This window comes from Mycobacterium sp. (genome assembly GCF_004298145.1).
In the GTDB taxonomy this organism is placed as follows: domain Bacteria; phylum Actinomycetota; class Actinomycetes; order Mycobacteriales; family Mycobacteriaceae; genus Mycobacterium.
In genome coordinates, this window is record NZ_SCRH01000038.1 from 285,480 (window position 1) to 300,483 (window position 15,004).

Annotated in this window: 13 protein-coding genes and 2 pseudogenes; 4 read left to right on the top strand and 11 right to left on the bottom strand. The window is 66.1% G+C overall.

Annotated elements, in window-relative coordinates:
- Positions 1–125: 125 nt before the first annotated feature.
- Positions 126–476: a hypothetical protein gene (locus EPN51_RS14985; RefSeq protein WP_293043875.1), complete on the bottom strand. Its 351-nt coding sequence runs from the start codon at positions 474–476 to the stop codon at positions 126–128.
- A gap of 172 nt (positions 477–648) precedes the next feature.
- Between EPN51_RS14985 and EPN51_RS14990 the strand changes: the two genes are divergently transcribed.
- Positions 649–984: an RNA polymerase-binding protein RbpA gene (locus tag EPN51_RS14990; protein ID WP_007770897.1), complete on the top strand. Its 336-nt coding sequence runs from the start codon at positions 649–651 to the stop codon at positions 982–984.
- Between the two features lie 59 nt (positions 985–1,043).
- Here the strand turns inward: EPN51_RS14990 and lnt are convergent.
- The 3 genes and pseudogenes from lnt to EPN51_RS15005 form a co-directional block, all read right to left on the bottom strand.
- Positions 1,044–3,642 (bottom strand): annotated as a pseudogene (gene lnt, locus EPN51_RS14995) (apolipoprotein N-acyltransferase); the annotation flags it as partial.
- A gap of 217 nt (positions 3,643–3,859) precedes the next feature.
- Positions 3,860–5,392, bottom strand: a complete 1,533-nt coding sequence (locus EPN51_RS15000; protein ID WP_293044091.1) for an amidohydrolase — start codon at positions 5,390–5,392, stop codon at positions 3,860–3,862.
- Between the two features lie 244 nt (positions 5,393–5,636).
- Positions 5,637–6,173, bottom strand: coding sequence for an FxsA family protein (locus EPN51_RS15005; protein WP_293043894.1), 537 nt, complete (start codon positions 6,171–6,173; stop codon positions 5,637–5,639).
- Between the two features lie 73 nt (positions 6,174–6,246).
- On the opposite strand from EPN51_RS15005, the gene EPN51_RS15010 reads away from it, so the two are divergent.
- Positions 6,247–6,954, top strand: a complete 708-nt coding sequence (locus EPN51_RS15010) for a dienelactone hydrolase family protein (RefSeq protein WP_293043896.1) — start codon at positions 6,247–6,249, stop codon at positions 6,952–6,954.
- Positions 6,955–7,038: 84 nt separating this feature from the next.
- On the opposite strand, the gene EPN51_RS15015 is transcribed toward EPN51_RS15010, so the two are convergent.
- The gene (locus tag EPN51_RS15015; protein WP_293043898.1) at positions 7,039–7,677 is read right to left on the bottom strand and encodes a TetR/AcrR family transcriptional regulator; all 639 of its coding nucleotides are present in this window, start codon (positions 7,675–7,677) and stop codon (positions 7,039–7,041) included.
- 124 nt (positions 7,678–7,801) lie between these two features.
- On the opposite strand from EPN51_RS15015, the gene EPN51_RS15020 reads away from it, so the two are divergent.
- Both EPN51_RS15020 and EPN51_RS15025 read left to right on the top strand, forming a co-directional pair.
- Complete coding sequence (locus EPN51_RS15020; protein WP_293043900.1) at positions 7,802–8,941, top strand: spirocyclase AveC family protein; 1,140 nt, start codon at positions 7,802–7,804, stop codon at positions 8,939–8,941.
- A 123-nt stretch (positions 8,942–9,064) separates the two neighbouring features.
- Positions 9,065–9,996 (top strand): annotated as a pseudogene (locus tag EPN51_RS15025) (integrase core domain-containing protein).
- 304 nt (positions 9,997–10,300) lie between these two features.
- Here EPN51_RS15025 and EPN51_RS15030 read toward each other — a convergent pair.
- The 6 genes from EPN51_RS15030 to EPN51_RS15055 form a co-directional block, all read right to left on the bottom strand.
- Positions 10,301–11,047, bottom strand: a complete 747-nt coding sequence (locus EPN51_RS15030; protein WP_293043902.1) for a glucose 1-dehydrogenase — start codon at positions 11,045–11,047, stop codon at positions 10,301–10,303.
- Entirely contained in the window at positions 11,047–11,424 is a 378-nt protein-coding gene (locus EPN51_RS15035; RefSeq protein WP_293043904.1) for a nuclear transport factor 2 family protein, read from the bottom strand. The genes EPN51_RS15030 and EPN51_RS15035 overlap by 1 nt, the downstream gene beginning before the upstream one ends.
- Positions 11,424–12,296 (bottom strand): LLM class F420-dependent oxidoreductase, encoded by an 873-nt coding sequence (locus EPN51_RS15040; RefSeq protein WP_366509441.1) that lies wholly within the window; start codon positions 12,294–12,296, stop codon positions 11,424–11,426. The genes EPN51_RS15035 and EPN51_RS15040 overlap by 1 nt, the downstream gene beginning before the upstream one ends.
- The gene (locus EPN51_RS15045) at positions 12,293–12,625 is read right to left on the bottom strand and encodes a hypothetical protein (RefSeq protein WP_293043905.1); all 333 of its coding nucleotides are present in this window, start codon (positions 12,623–12,625) and stop codon (positions 12,293–12,295) included. The genes EPN51_RS15040 and EPN51_RS15045 overlap by 4 nt, the downstream gene beginning before the upstream one ends.
- 269 nt (positions 12,626–12,894) lie before the next feature.
- Positions 12,895–13,998 (bottom strand): phosphotransferase, encoded by a 1,104-nt coding sequence (locus EPN51_RS15050; RefSeq protein ID WP_293043906.1) that lies wholly within the window; start codon positions 13,996–13,998, stop codon positions 12,895–12,897.
- Positions 13,995–14,984 (bottom strand): hypothetical protein, encoded by a 990-nt coding sequence (locus EPN51_RS15055; RefSeq protein WP_293043907.1) that lies wholly within the window; start codon positions 14,982–14,984, stop codon positions 13,995–13,997. Before EPN51_RS15055 ends, EPN51_RS15050 begins: the two co-directional genes overlap by 4 nt.
- Positions 14,985–15,004: the final 20 nt, after the last annotated feature.

Consider the following 15,004-nt stretch of genomic DNA (forward strand, 5'->3'; position numbering starts at 1 on the left):
CCGTCGACGTGCCCCATGGTCCATGGCGCGACTGTACCCGGCTAGCCATAGCTGGTGGTCAGGCGCATGTCGTGGAAGTTTCCGGCTGGCCGGTCGGGTCCGGGCGCGGGGGCCGAGCGACGCCGTCAGACACCCGCTCGGCGCCAGCCGTCGGCGGCCCGGGCGGCGTGGATCAGCACGTCGCACAACTGGCGGAGTTCGGTGGCCTCGGCGCCTTCCTCGAGTGCGGTGGCGACGTCCTCGGCCGCGCACCGCACCTGGTAGACGCGATCCGAGAGGTCGGCCGCGTCGTCGGCCGACAGCACCACCGCATCGTCGGGGACGGCTGCGGCGCCGTGCCGGTTCAACGAGGCCCGTTGCTCGTAGGCCCGCTGCCGGCACGACTGCCGGCAGTACTGGCGGCGACGGCCCATTGCCACGTCGGTGACGTCTCGACCGCACCAGCGGCAGGGCTGCGGGTGGGTACGGCGGCTCACGACTGCCGACTTTAGTCGGGATTGTTTGGTGATCCCGGTATCATTGAGGGTCGCGTCGCGTATACCGGCTTTTCGCCGGGGAACTGCGCAGATCGCCACAGCGTTGCTGATCGAGAGAGAATTGCACTACAGGAGCCGCAGCGCTCCGAAACGACTTAAAGGAGTAGCACACATGGCTGATCGCGTACTGAGAGGCAGTCGCCTCGGGGCCGTGAGCTACGAGACCGACCGCAACCACGACTTGGCGCCACGTCAGCTCGCGAAGTACCGCACCGAGAACGGCGAGGAGTTCGAGGTCCCCTTCGCCGACGACGCCGAAATCCCCGGCACCTGGCTGTGCCGCAACGGCTTGGAAGGCACCCTGATTGAGGGCGACCTGCCCGAGCCGAAGAAGGTGAAGCCACCGCGCACGCACTGGGACATGCTGCTGGAACGCCGCTCGGTCGAAGAACTCGAAGAGCTGCTCAAGGAGCGCCTCGAGATCATCAAGACCCGCCGTCGGGGCTGACCCGCGATTCAGGTGCGGTTGTCGGCCCCGGTGGCCGGAGTGGCCCGCGCACCTGACCTGCGGCCCTCGACACCCCATCGGGTGACCTTGACCAGCGCTTCGCGGATATTCGAACCGCTCATCTTGGACACGCCGAGTTCGCGCTCGGTGAACGTGATGGGCGCTTCGACGATGGTGAAGCCGTTGCAGATGGTGCGCCAGGTCAGATCGATCTGGAAGCAGTAACCCTTGGAGTCGACGCCGTCGAGGTCGATCGCCTCGAGGACCTCGCGGCGGTAGGCGCGGTAACCGGCGGTGATGTCGTGCACCCCGATGCCCAGCGCCAGCCGTGCATAGGTGTTGGCGGTCCAGGACAGCGCCCAGCGGCGCCACGGCCAGTTACGCACCGTCCCGCCGTCGACGTAGCGCGAGCCGATGGCCAGATCGGCGCCGTCGTCGACGGCGTCTAACAGGCGGTGCAGCTGTTCGGGCGCGTGGCTGCCGTCGGCGTCCATTTCGACCAGCACCGAGTAGTCACGGCTCAATCCCCAGGCGAAGCCCGCCAGATACGCCGCGCCCAGGCCGTCCTTGGCGGTGCGGTGCATGACGTGGGTGCGGCCGGAGTCCGCTGCCGCCAGCTCCTCGGCCAGCCGGCCGGTGCCGTCGGGGCTGCTGTCGTCCACGATGAGCAGGTGCACCTGCGGGCAGGCGTCTTTGAGCCGCCGGTGGATCACCGGCAGGTTCTCCAGCTCGTTGTAGGTCGGGATGATCACCAAGACACGCTGGCTGGGACGATTGCCCGGGGCGTGGGGCGCCGGCTGGCCGGTGGTCATGTAGCTCCTCTGTGTGGCCCGAAATCAAAAAGAAAGTCGGCCGTCCCGGCGGGACGGAGTGTCGTCACCCGCCGTCAGCTGCCGGCGTGCGATCCCCGCCCTCGTCGGCGGCGGTGTCTGAGTCGTGCTCGTCGGGCGGGTGTGTGCCCGGGGTCGCACCGGCCTTTTCGGAAGGACGTGTCGATCGACCCGAGGATCTGGACCTGAGACGAATCGGACGCGGGAACCATCCATTGTGCCGTATCCCGGCCAAAATGACCGCCCCGGCCGCCGCGACCATGATCCACTGCACCAACGGCCCCCAGCGGGTTGCCGGCGTCAACTTGGTCTTGAGACGCACCTGCATGTCCAGATACGCGGGCTGGAAGAAGTCGGTGCGCGCCAACTCGGCACCGTCCGGCGCGATCACGGCGCTGATCCCCGTCGTGCCGGCGACCACCACATAGCGATCGTGCTCGACGGCCCTGACCTTGGCGAATGCCAGCTGCTGTTCACTCATCGTCTTGTTGAAGGTGGCGTTGTTGGCCGGCACAGCCAGCAGCTGGGCGCCGCCCAGGACAGCGTGTCGCGGGACTCGGTCGAAGATCACTTCCCAGCAGGTGGCGACCCCGACCGGCACCCCTGCCATGTGCACCACATCGCTACCCGGGCGGGGCACCATGCTTCCGGCGCGGCCGGCGTACCCCGACAGGTGTTTGAACAGCCACGGCATCGGCAGGTACTCACCGAATGGCTGCACGATTTCCTTGTCGTGGCGTTCGGCCGGGCCGGTGGCCGGATTCCACACGATCATGGTGTTGGTGTAGCGGGGATCCTCCGGAGGGCGCCCCGGGACTTCGAGCACGCTGCCGATCAGGATCGGGGCGCCGATCGCCGCCGCGGCCTGCGATATCTCGAGCGCCGCATCCGGGTTGACGAGCGGGTCGATGTCCGATGAGTCCTCCGGCCAGATCACGAATTGCGGTTGTGGGGCGGCCCCGGCGCGCACGTCGTCGGCCAGCGCCAGCGTCTCCCGGACGTGGTTGTCGAGCACCGCTCGTCGCTGTTCGTTGAACTCGAAGCCCAGCCTCGGCACGTTGCCTTGTACCGCCGCGACGGTTACCGAGGGTTCGCCACCCGAGCCGGTGCCGGCGTGCCGCACCTGCGGCCAGACGATGACCGACGCGAACAACACCAGACAGATGCAGACGCCGGGCAGCACCACCGCGGGCGGTGGCGGCTCGGCTTCGGCCCGGTCGGCGTCGCCGCGCACCGGATGACCCGAGCGCCACCACTTCAGGATCTCCAGCGCGATGGCGGTCGCGCTGAAACCCACCAGCATGATCGCCATCGACAGCAGCGCGACGCCGCCGAGCTGCACCAGCGGCAGGAACGGCCCGTGCGTCTGGCCGAAGGCCACCGAACCCCACGGGAAGCCACCGAACGGGAACACCGACTTCAGCCACTCCCCGGCCGCCCACACCAGCGCGAACCAGATGGGCCAGCCGGGGAGGCGGCGCACGAGGACGGCCAACAGACCGAAGACGGCGGAAAACAGCGCCGACACGGTCGCCAGCGCGATCCACGGGACGGACCCGACCAGGAGCCCGACCCACGGCAGCAGCGGCAGGTAGAACGCCAGCCCGAAGAGGAACGCATAGCCCAGCCCACCCGCCGGCGTCGTGGCGCGGTGAGTCAGCACCCACCCCAGCAACGCCGCGGCGACGACGGCTCCCCACCACCAGTTCAGCGTCGGGAAGCTGGCGCACAGCAGCAGGCCGCCCACCACGGCGCAGATCAACCGGGTCAGCCGGGGCAGCAGCGCGGCCTGGGCGGCGGGCAGCCTGCCGATCAGTGCGGCCGTCAGCCCCGTCACCGCCCGCCGCGGCGCGGTCTCCGCTCGATCGGTCAGCCGCGCGCGCTCGTCGGGCCGTTCCGGTTCCGCGGCGTGAACGGCGGCGGGTTCTTCGTCGCGCTCCGATTCGGCCTCGTCGCTGATCGGGTCGGCCGCAGCGGTGTGGTCCGGGGATTCGTCTTGGTCCGGGGATTCGTCTTGGTCCGGGGGTTCGCCGCCGCGCCAGTGCCTAGCCATGGATGACAGCGCCCCGATGCACGGTCCGCCGGCACCGCGGTGGGGCATCGTCGGGGCCCACGCGGGGCAATGCGGGCACTCGGGAACGCGGATCGGTGGACCAGCGCTGCACGGTGTCGCGCGGCGCATGCACCTCCAGCTCGCCGGCATCCCAGATGACGTACGACGCCGGCGCACCCGGCACCAATGTGCCCGCGTCACCGTCGCGGACACCGGCCGCCCGCCACCCGCCGCGGGTGGCCGCAGCAAACGCGGCCCGCGCCGAGATCGCGCTGCCCGTGGTGCGATGGTTGACCGCGGCGCGCACGCTCACCCACGGGTCGAAGCCCGTCACCGGGGCGTCGGAACCTAGCGCGAGGGGCACGCCTTGGGATGCTAACAGCGCAAAGGGGTTGAGCCGACTGCCTCGCTCGGCGCCGAGCCGCCGCGCATACATGCCGTCGGGGCCGCCCCATAGCGCATCAAAATTGGGCTGCACGCTGGCGATGACGCCCCACCGACCCAGTTTGGCGGCTTGATCGGCGTTGACCATCTCGACGTGCTCGAGGCGGTGCCCGCAGCGGGCGACGGCAACCGGCCCGAGATCCGCGGCGACCCGCTCGAAGGCATTCACCACCGTGGCGACGGCTGCGTCGCCGATGACGTGGAATCCGGCGGTGATCTGGGCCTCGGTGCATGCCCGCAGGTGCGCCTCGACGGCGCCGAGGTCCCGATAGCAGGTTCCCGTGTGGTCCGGCGAGTCGGCATACGGCTCGTGCAGCCAGGCGGTGCGCGATCCGAGTGCCCCGTCGACGAACAGGTCACCCGCCAGCCCGCGGGCTCCGGTCGCGTCCATCAACTCCCGAGCCTCGGCGGCGGTGCTCACCGGCTCACCCCAGTATCCGATGACCTCGACACCGTGATCGACGGCACGCAGCCGCAGCCAGTCGTCGAGCCCGCCGATCTCGGGTCCGGCGCATTCGTGCACCGCGACAATGCCGGCCGCCGCGGCGGCCTCGAGTGCCGCGGCTTGGGCTTCGGTGAGCTGTTCGGCCGTCAGCAAGTCCCGGGCGACGGCCCGGACCAGATGGTGTGCGTCGCCGACAAGCGGCCGCACGGCGCTGAAACCGGCCGCCGTCGGGAGTTCCGCAACGAGCTGTCGCAGCCCCGTCGAAGCCAGCGCGGAGTGCACGTCCACGCGGGCCAGGTAGGCGGGCCGATCACCGAGGACGGCGTCCAGGTCACCGGTACTGGGCGGCGCGTTCTCCGGCCACGACGTCTCATCCCAGCCATGCCCCCACACCGGTTGGCCCGGGTGGGCGGCGGCGTAGTCGGCAACCATCTGGACGCATTGCGCACGCGATCCGGCCGGGCGCAGGTCCAGCCCGCTCAGGGTCAGCCCGGTGGCGGTCAGATGGATGTGGCTGTCCACGAATCCCGGCGCCACGAAACCACCGTCGACGTCTTCGATTTCGGCATCGGGGAACATGCTGCGGCCGACCTCGTCGCTACCCAGCCACGCGATGACGCCGCCGCGGACCGCCATCGCGGTCGCATCGGGTTGGGCGGGACTGTGCACCCGGCCGTTGACCAGCAGGGTCACCGGGGCGGGGCTATCGGTCACGTCCCGCGACGATGCAGGCCGTGAAGCGGCCTGAGGAGGAGGTACCTCCCAGCCGCGCAGCGGCGAGGGGGCGAGCGGGACTATGGGACACACGCCAAAACTACGTGCAACTGTTCGGATGGCGATAACGGTCAGCGGGTGTGCACGGTGCGGCCCGACCGGCGGCTCAGCGCCCGTCGAAGCGTCGGGCCCGAACGGGCGGCTCGACGTCCTGGACATCGATGACCTCGCCGTCGATGTAGTCGCCGTGGCCGCGTCCATCACCCGGGTAAGCCCCGGTCGGAGAGGACGCCGGATGGGAGTCGGCGCGAAAAGCGGTCGCGTAGCTGATCCCCGGCATTCGCCGCTGCAGCGTGCGCACCGCCATGGCGCCCAATCCGGGAGCGGCGGCCGACCGTACCGGCGGGATGAGCAGCAACAAGCCGAACGCCGTGCTCACCAGCCCGGGAACGAGAACGAGAAGCGCGGCCAAACTGACCAGCGCGCTATCGCCGGCCGCGTTGCGTGGTTCGGTCAACCCGGAACGCAATTGGCCGATCCGGCGGATGAGGTGCGAGCCCGCCATCGGGGCCACGATGCCCCACCCGAGCACGAACGTCGCCAACAGCACCAGCAGGGTCCAACCCCATCCGATCGTCGACACCAACGCGAAGATCACCGCGAGTTCGACGACGGCATAAATGAGCAACAGCCGCGACACCATGCCAGGCCAACGTCCGCGGACCGCGCCCAAGTTCCCGTGGTGCGATCCCTCGCGATTGCAGTTAGATGACGCTATGACGACGATTCAGATCGATACCCCCGGCGGACCGATCGATGCGTTACTGAGTACTCCTGCGGGAGAAGGCCCATGGCCGGGAGTGGTGGTGATCCACGACGCGTTCGGCTACGGCCGCGACAAGCAGTCGACAAACGACCGCATCGCCCGGGCGGGCTATCTGGCGCTCACCCCGAACATGTACGCCCGCGGCGGCCGCATCCGCTGCATCACCCGGGTCATGAAGGAGCTGCAGACACAGCGCGGCCGAGCTATCGACGACATCCTGGCCGCCCGCGACCACCTCAAAGGCATGCCGCAATGTTCCGGCCAGGTCGGCATCGCGGGCTTTTGTATGGGCGGCCAGTTCGCACTTGTGATGTCTCCCAAGGGTTTCGGAGCCTCCGCGCCGTTCTACAGCACTCCCCTGCCCCGCAACCTCGACAAGACGCTCGACGGAGCATGCCCGATTGTGGCCAGCCTCGGCGGCCGTGACCCGCTGGGACGGGGCGCGCCCGAGAAGCTGCGCGAGACCATCGCCAACAAGAACATCACCGCCGATGTGAAGGTCTATCCCGGCGCCGGGCACAGCTTCGCCAACGAGCTGCCCGCCCAGGGCCTGCTTCGAATCACCGGTTTCGGCTACGACCAGGCCGCGACCGAGGACGCCTGGCACCGTGTTTTCGCGTTCTTCGGCGAGCATCTGGCAACGGAAGCAAAGGCGTAGCGTCGCTGCGCTCGTGCGACGGTCATATACTCGCTCACTTCAGTGCGGCTGAGTCCCCTGCCGTCGCGATGCCTGCCCCGCCGGCTAACCCGCAGGGCTGCTCGGAGCTGCCTGGAGGTTTTTACGGACGTCGCCTTGCCATTGGCGCAGCAGTGCTTCGTAGCCGATCGTCGGAGCCACCATCCACCGGAACGCGTAACCGAGCCCGGAGGCGACGAACGCGCGGGCCTCGCTGCGGGGGTCGATGTCAGGGCGGATCGATCCGTCGGCAATGCCGGTCTGGATCGCCTGCTCGGTGGCGGCTTCGTAGCGTTCCAGCCAGTCGGTGATCCAGGCGCGCAGGCTGGGGACCGGTGTGATGGATTCGAAGCACAGGGCGTAGAAGCCTCGCATTAGTTCGGGATTGATCACCACTTCGTTGTGGAGGCGGTCCACCTGGCCTAATAACTGTTCGAGTCCGGTGCCCGCAGTCGACTGCGCATCCAGCAGCCGGCTCTCGTACTCCTCGCGAAGCAGCGACTCGAGCAACATCTCCTTGGTCCGGTACCGAGACTGCACCATCGAGCGGCTGTAGCCTGCCCGCTCGCCGATCTCAGCGATGCTTGTGTTGGAGAAGCCCTTCTCGGCGATCAGTTGGATAGCGGCCGCAACAAGCCGGCTGGTGGACTCGGCGACGCGTTCACGCTGGGTACGACGACGGCGCGGCGTGGAGTCGTCGGACACGCATACCAGTGTCTCATTCACACATTTGTGGTCACGAGTGTGGAATTCTCTCGCCACCGCGCGCACCGGGCAGCGCCTAAAACATAGTTGTTACGCACATAGTAAATGCATTATTGTGATCTGCATGACAACCGAGCGTTTGGCGCGGCCGAGAGGCGGCACGTCCACAGGCAAGGGCTCGCCCCCGCGGGGCAGGCTTCCGGCCGATGCTGCGCGAACACCGCCGATCAAGCTGATGGCATTCGGCGGGCTGCTGGTCGCCCTGCTCATGGTTTATGTTTGGGGGAGGTGGATTACTGGCCCGAACTTCAAGCGAGTCCCTCCGGGGCCGACCCCGGCTCCGGGCTGGATGATCGTCGCGCTGCGGGCGTTCGAGGTCGGTGGCATTCTGCTGGCCGCGTTCGTCATCTGGCGCTTCGTCGTGCGGCCGTGGCGGCGTGATGGAAGGCCGTCCACCGACGGGTTGCTGATCATCGGATTCGCGACGGTGTGGTTCCAGGACCCGTTCTCGACGTACTACGTCAACTGGTTCACTTACAACACGAACCTGATCAACTTCGGCTCGTGGGTGCAGGACGTTCCGGGATGGGTCTCCTACGGCGGCCCGGGCCACACGATCGCCGAGCCGATCGTATTCATTGGCGCCTCCTACGTCTACTTTCTATTCGTCAGCGTCGTATTCGGAACGTGGGTGATGCGAACCGTCAAAAAGCGTTGGCAGAACATCCAGGTCTGGCAGCAGATCATCGTCTGCTTCGCAGCGATGTGCCTTGTCGATTTGGTTGCCGAAGGCTTGATCTGGATGCCGTTGGGCTTCTGGTCCTACCCCGGCGGGCACGGGGTCTTGTTCCCGAACACCTACCACAAGTTCGCCGTGGAAGAGATGGTCCCGATCGGGCTGATGTTCACCGGCCTGTCGGCACTGCGTTACTTTCGCGATGACCGCGGATACACCCTCGCCGAACGGGGTGCCGAGCGCCTGAGGGGCACGCCGCGCCGCATCGCGGCAACGCGTGTCCTGGCTGTACTGTTCGCGGTGCACGCTCTCACCTTCCTGCTCTATACGGTCCCCGCAGCGTGGTGGGTGACGCACCCGGTCACATGGCCGCAAGACACCATGAACCGCTCCTACTTCACCAGCGGCCTCTGCGGTGACGGCACCGACCGGGCGTGTAGTGGCCCGCGAGTTCCGTTCGCCACCAACAGGTCCGCGTACATGACGCGCGACGACAAGTTGGGGTTCCCCCCAGGACACGCGCCCTGACCACGGCAGCGGCCGGACGGAACGGCCAACAGCACAGGAGGCGGTGAGGTGAGTCCGTCTTAGTGGTCCAGTTGTCGTGCACTCTGTTGCCCACGTGTTTGGGCGGGAAGAATCGACAACGACATGGCATCGAACAAGCGCCGGCGGCATACGCCGGATCAGATCATCCGCGAGCTCGCCGAGGGCAACGAACTCCTCGCGGCCGGCCAGAAGCTCAATGAGGTGTGCCGACGTCCGAAAGTCGCCGAGTCGACGTGGGATCGCTGGCTTGCCCGGTACGGCGGCCTGAAGGCCAACGACGCCAAACGGCTCAAGGAACTCGAGGCCGTCGAAAAGCTCGTCGCCAACCAGGCCCTCGACATCGACATGCTCAAGGGCATCTCGGCGGGAAACTTCTAACCCCGAACCGCAAGCGCTGCGCCGTGCAGGTGCGGCGCGACCGGTTCGGGGTCTCGCAACGCCGAGCCTGTGGTGGGCATCCACCGCTCCACGATGCGCCTGAAACCGTCGCCGGTGTGTCGGTGTCGCCGTCGGCGCGATGTCACCGATCCGTCCGAACGTCATCTGGGCGATGGACTTTCAGTTCGACACCACCGCCGACGGCCGCACCGTGAAAATGTTGAACGTGATCGACGAGTTCACCCGCGAAGCCCTCCTGATCCACATTGATCGATCCAGCGACGCCGACGGTGTCGTCGATGCCTTGGATCGCCTAGCCCTCAAACATGGGGCGCCGCGCTACGTGCGTTTCGACAACGGTCCCGAGTTCGTGGCCCACGTGATCAGTGATTGGTGCCGATTCAATAGCGCCGGTTCACTTTTCATCGATCCCGGCTCGCCGTGGCAGAACGCCTGAATCGGGTCATTCAACGGCAGGCTCCGTGATGAACTGCTCAACTCGTGGCGCTTCGACTCGCTGCTCGAAGCCCGCGTGATCATCGAAGACCGGCGATGCGACTACAACATCAACCGACCCCACTCCGCCCACGGAGAACTCACCCCGGGCCGAGTTCGCTCTACAGTGGACCACGACCCACCAGCCCCAAGTCGCATAGCGACCACCAAGCGGGTCCCCCTCCCGGGAGGTCGGGCTCGGTGGCGATTTGGTCCGAAGCAGCACTGTCGTCGCCTTCCTGCGGTACCGCAAGGCCCACACACTCGATCGCCGCAAACCGTACCGGCAGGCACGTGATCCGGTGGTCTCCTACCGTTTGAAACTGGCACTCACCGCGGGAGCGGTATGGCTACTTCCAAAGGTCCGCGGCGTCGACCCCTCCGCTCTGACGGACCACGCTGTAGGAGGCGTCGTCCGATCGTTCGCGTGTGCCACGGCGCTCTCGGATGACTCACTGTCGGTCGTCAGATGGCCCCATATCCGCCGTCGACCGGCATTGCAATACCGGTGATGAACGATGACTCGTCGCTGGCCAGGAAGAGCGCAGTGGCAGCAACTTCTTCGGGGCGGCCCAGGCGTCCAATCGGGGTCGCGGCGATGGCGGCTTTCATGATGGGGTGGTCCAACCCGACTCCGGCAACCATGGCGGTCTCGATCAGGCCGGGGCAGATCGCGTTGACGCGAACTCCCGAACCCGCATACTCGACCGCTGCGACCCGCGTCAGACCGAGAATTCCTGTCTTCGTGGCGCTGTAGGCGGCGGCGCCTGGTACGCCGCCGAGTGCAGCGATCGAGGCGGTGTTGATGATCGAACCGCCGCCACCGGCCATCATGGCCGGAATGCTGTACCGGTGGCCGAGGAACACGCCGCGCAAGTTCACCGCGACAACGCGATCGAAGTTGTCACTGCACATCTCAGCGGTACCCACCAGGGTGCCGTCCATTCCTGCGTTGTTGCACAGAATGTCGAGTCGTCCGAACCGGTTGATCGTCGCTTGGACCATGGCAGCTACGTCTTCCTCGATACTGACGTCGCAGTGGATCGCGAGGGCGGCATCGCCGAGTTCGGCGACGACCTCGCGTTCGCCGCCGGTGATGTCGGCTACCGCGACGCTGGCGCCTTCGCCGGCGAACGCGCGAGCCATCGCGTGACCCAGGCCGCCAGCCGCCCCGGTGATCAGAGCGACCTTTCCTGCTAGCCGGGACCCCATCAGGCACTGATCCCGGTGGCAAGGGTGGGGTCGTGCCAGTAAACCCGACCCCAGATCACCTGACCGTCGCGGACTGTCCACTGTTCGAGGATCGTTGCGGTGGCTCCGGTGTGCAGTAGGTTGCATGAGATGACCGCTGCGACGGACTCGCCTTCGCTTATGACGCTCTCGATGGTCATCGTGGGCAGGTCGAGGACCTGCGTCGCGGCGTGGAACAACTCAGCGAATCCGGCCTTGCCTCGGTAGGTCTTGCCGTAGGGCAGGCAGGGTGGTTCGAAGAGTTCGAGGTCGTCATGGACGTATCCGAAGAAACCGTCCGTGTCGCCGGCCAGAGCCGCTTCGTACATCGCGCGAATGGCGTCTCCCGAGGTAAACATCAGTCAGCTCCTTTGGCTACGAGCGCCGCCGATAGTCGGCGCAGTTCCTCCATGGGCACGTGGTCCCACGGTGCGGCCACCTGAATGCACACGTGGTCTGCACCGGCGTGCAGGTGGGCTTCGACACGACGCAGGACTGTCTCCTCGTCGCCCCAGGCGATAAGGGCGTCCACGAGCCGGTCGCTGCCGCCATCGGCGAAATCGGTGTCGTCGAATCCGAGGACGCGACGCCAGTTGTCTGCGTAGTTGGGTAGTTGCATATAGGTGGCGAGGAACTGCCGGCCGGCGGCGCGGGCGGTGTTTGAATCAGTCTCGAGGACCACCGTCTGCTCAGGGGCCAGTAGTTTGCCAGAACCCAATGCCTCGCGGGCGCGATGGGTGTGCTCGGGGGGCATGAGGTAGGGGTGCGACCCGCCGGCACGCTCGCGGGCAAGCGCGAGCATTCGCTGGCCGATCGCAGCGATGATTCGGCGCTCGATCGGGACAGGTACCGGCGCGCCATCGAGGCGGTCGAGGTAGTCGCGCATTGCTGCGAGCGGGCGATGGTACTGCTCGCCCACCACGGGTCCGTGGCTGACGCCGACGCCGAGCAGGAGTCGGCTCGGATGGGTGGTTTGGATCCTCGCGGCCTGCGCAGCGAGATCGGTGGCGTCTTCCATCCAGATGTTCACGATGCCGGTGGCGATGGGTATCGAGCGCGTCGCATCGAGCAGCGTCTGCGCCGCGTCGAGAGTGCCGGGATTAGCCCCGCCCGGAAGCCACAGAGCAGTGAAGCCAAGTTCCTCGAGTTCGGCTGCGCACGCGCGGGTCGCGCCGGGGTCGGCGAACCGCAGCCCGGCCGCCCATACACCGACCTTGCCCAGGTCGATCATTGCGTGACGAGTTTCTCGAAGAGGTCGATGTTGTTGCGCACCTGGGAGAACCCGTGCTGCAGCGCAGCGGCGACGGCGAGCCGGACGGGCTGGTTGTGCAGGCGATGGTTCATCGACACCTCAATGTCGCACCAGCCCTGAATGTCGGTACCACGAACCTCAAGGCGAGCGATCTGGTCGGACCCCAGACACTGACGATGGCCGATCCACCCACCCCACCGCTCGCAGTCGATGAATAATGTCTCGCCGTCGTCGAGCAGGATCCGGTACTCGGCCTCGCACAGGTCGCAGTGGTAGTGGCCCGCGGGCTCGTTTTTGATCGGGACCACCAGTTCCCGAGTATCCCCGGGCCACGAGGCATCGAGGCATCGACCAGCAAAGTTGTTTTGGTGGATCCGGATGCTGCCGGAACTCGGACAGGACCGGCCGCCGGTGCGCACCCGCTAGGGTGGATCCGGGCGAGCCAGCCCTGCAGGGAACTGCGCGACACATTCGGATCGAGGCCGTGGAGGATGCCGTCAGCACGGCGTTGATTGGAAACGATATTTTTCACGAGCACCTAATCGGTCGGGGTCGATTCGTCATGTGGATTGTGGTTTCATTCGCCGAGTACGGTGGCAGCGTCGAGGTCCTGAACCAGGTCGGCACTAGATTCGATCATGGCAGCGAACATGGCATCGCCACGCTCCGTCTGCTCGATCATGACGGACGCACCAGCAAGCAGTAGGAACGGATATAGCGAGCCTGCACGCAAGGCGCCCAAGCACTGAGCGAACGAGAAGTCCGTGATGCCAGCGCTGAGCAGGCCATCGTGGTACTGATGCAGTAGCTCGTCCTGGTGTTCGCGCCGAGTAACCGAAGTAAAGCAGCTACCTAAGAACATGCACAGGTCGATCAGAGGCGGACCCAACCGTACCGCCTGCCAATCTAGGACTGCGGCACGCAAGCCGGTGCCAGTATCTTGAAATAGCAGGTTGTCCAGCCGGTAGTCACCGTGCATAAGTGAGTGCGGCCGGGTCCAAGCGCGGACGGGATACTCGGGGGCCTGCGGCAGGAGCTGCTCCACCAACCGCAGATGCTCGGAACTGATTCGCGGCCCAAACCGTTCCCGGAACGGCGCCAGTGCAGCTGGCATCTGATCGAAGAGAAATTGTGTGCGGCCAGGATCGGCAAGCCAGCCGTAGGCAGCAAGTCGCTGATCGCCCCAGAATGGTGCGTGCAGATTTACCAGCTCGGCCACCCCGGCACGGGCCTGCTCGAACGTGCCGCCATGCACCACGTCGCCGACTCGCCAATCCGCGGAGAGATCCTCGATCAACAACGTGAAACGCCCGGTAGCGGGATCGATGTCACCCCAATACAGCCGCGGTGCACTAACTGCAACCCGCGGAAGGATCTTTTGGTAAAACCGGACCTCGGCCTCATAGGCTCCCATGGCGGTCCCCAGCTGCCGACTGCCGCTATCCGATGACGGCAACTTGACGATCAGCGACCGGGGAGCGTCGTGCGCGGTCGGCCGATAATCTAGCTCAGCGCGCACGACTAGCCCAAACTGCCCGGTGCCGAACACCTCTGCGCGTGCCTTGGACACAGACGTCACGGTGTCTATCACTTCCCCGGTTCGCAGTGCCGCGGTGAACCACTCGGCGGTCAGATGTTCCGTCGAATCCACCATTGCCGGGGCGGCCATAGTCTTGCTCATCGAGCCAGCACCTCGAAAAGGCCGACGCGGTCCCTTGCCTGGGTGACGCCCTGCTTCAGCGCCGCGGCGACCGCGAGCCGCACCGGCTGGTTGTGCAACCGGTGGTTCATCGACATCTCGATATCACACCATCCGGTGATATCCTCGCCGCGGACCTGGAAATGACCAAGTTGATCGGATTCCAGGTAGTTGCCGTGACCGAACATCCAGCCGCCGACTGGCTCGCAATCGATGATGACTGTCTCGCCGCCGGCGAGCTGCCAGGTGACCGTGGCGTTGCGCGCCGTGACGTTGTCGGGCTCGATCCCGATCACGATATCGAGGAGTTCTGCTTGGTATCGTTTGCCGTTTCGGATGACGTAGCCGCCAGAAACCAGGTCCTGGTTACCCAGCATGGTCGCCGATGAGAATGAGAATTGGGGACCGGCTGTTCCGACTACCCACCGGTGCCCGGTCAGGTACTCCCAATCTCGAGGTCCCCATGAATGGTCGCGGTGGAACATCCCGTCAACATCGATGATTTGCTCGCCTATCCGTACGTTGCCAGTAACTCGGCCGGAAGTCTCAAAGTGCGCTGCCGCCATCTCGGCTTCGACGTGCCCACCTGTGCCTTGCTCCCATACCTCGTCCATCGGGTAGAAGTCCTGGTACCGCAGGTGTAGCTCCGTGTTGTCGTCGGCGAAATCGATTGAACCTCTCCGCTCATCGAGCGCCCGCATGCTTTGTCCGCCGGATGCGAGGCCACGTGCATCACGGTCGTCGGCTGTAAGCGGCAATCCGTGTACGTCGGTGAGGTAGCGGTACCCTTCCCCAGTCATCAGCCCGTGCCAGTAGTTCGCCTTGTGTTGGTTGGGTATATGGCCAACTCGCTGGAGTCCGCCGATCTGCTGGCGCTCGTCCCACCAGATAAAGATTTGGCTTTCCTGCCACAGGTGGTCGTCCCCTGGAATGTGGGCACCTTCGTCGACAAACGAAAACCGACTCATACGCGATTTCTCCTACCTAG

Excerpts from the sequence above, each read along its gene's own strand:
- EPN51_RS14990 (WP_007770897.1), top strand. The coding sequence starts at position 649 with ATGGCTGATCGCGTACTGAGAGGCAGTCGCCTCGGGGCCGTGAGCTAC.
- EPN51_RS15000 (WP_293044091.1), bottom strand. The coding sequence starts at position 5,392 with ATGGCGGTCCGCGGCGGCGTCATCGCGTGGCTGGGTAGCGACGAGGTC.
- EPN51_RS15005 (WP_293043894.1), bottom strand. The coding sequence starts at position 6,173 with ATGGTGTCGCGGCTGTTGCTCATTTATGCCGTCGTCGAACTCGCGGTG.
- EPN51_RS15010 (WP_293043896.1), top strand. The coding sequence starts at position 6,247 with ATGACGACGATTCAGATCGATACCCCCGGCGGACCGATCGATGCGTTA.
- EPN51_RS15020 (WP_293043900.1), top strand. The coding sequence starts at position 7,802 with ATGACAACCGAGCGTTTGGCGCGGCCGAGAGGCGGCACGTCCACAGGC.
- EPN51_RS15030 (WP_293043902.1), bottom strand. The coding sequence starts at position 11,047 with ATGGGGTCCCGGCTAGCAGGAAAGGTCGCTCTGATCACCGGGGCGGCT.
- EPN51_RS15035 (WP_293043904.1), bottom strand. The coding sequence starts at position 11,424 with ATGTTTACCTCGGGAGACGCCATTCGCGCGATGTACGAAGCGGCTCTG.
- EPN51_RS15040 (WP_366509441.1), bottom strand. The coding sequence starts at position 12,296 with ATGATCGACCTGGGCAAGGTCGGTGTATGGGCGGCCGGGCTGCGGTTC.
- EPN51_RS15050 (WP_293043906.1), bottom strand. The coding sequence starts at position 13,998 with ATGAGCAAGACTATGGCCGCCCCGGCAATGGTGGATTCGACGGAACAT.
- EPN51_RS15055 (WP_293043907.1), bottom strand. The coding sequence starts at position 14,984 with ATGAGTCGGTTTTCGTTTGTCGACGAAGGTGCCCACATTCCAGGGGAC.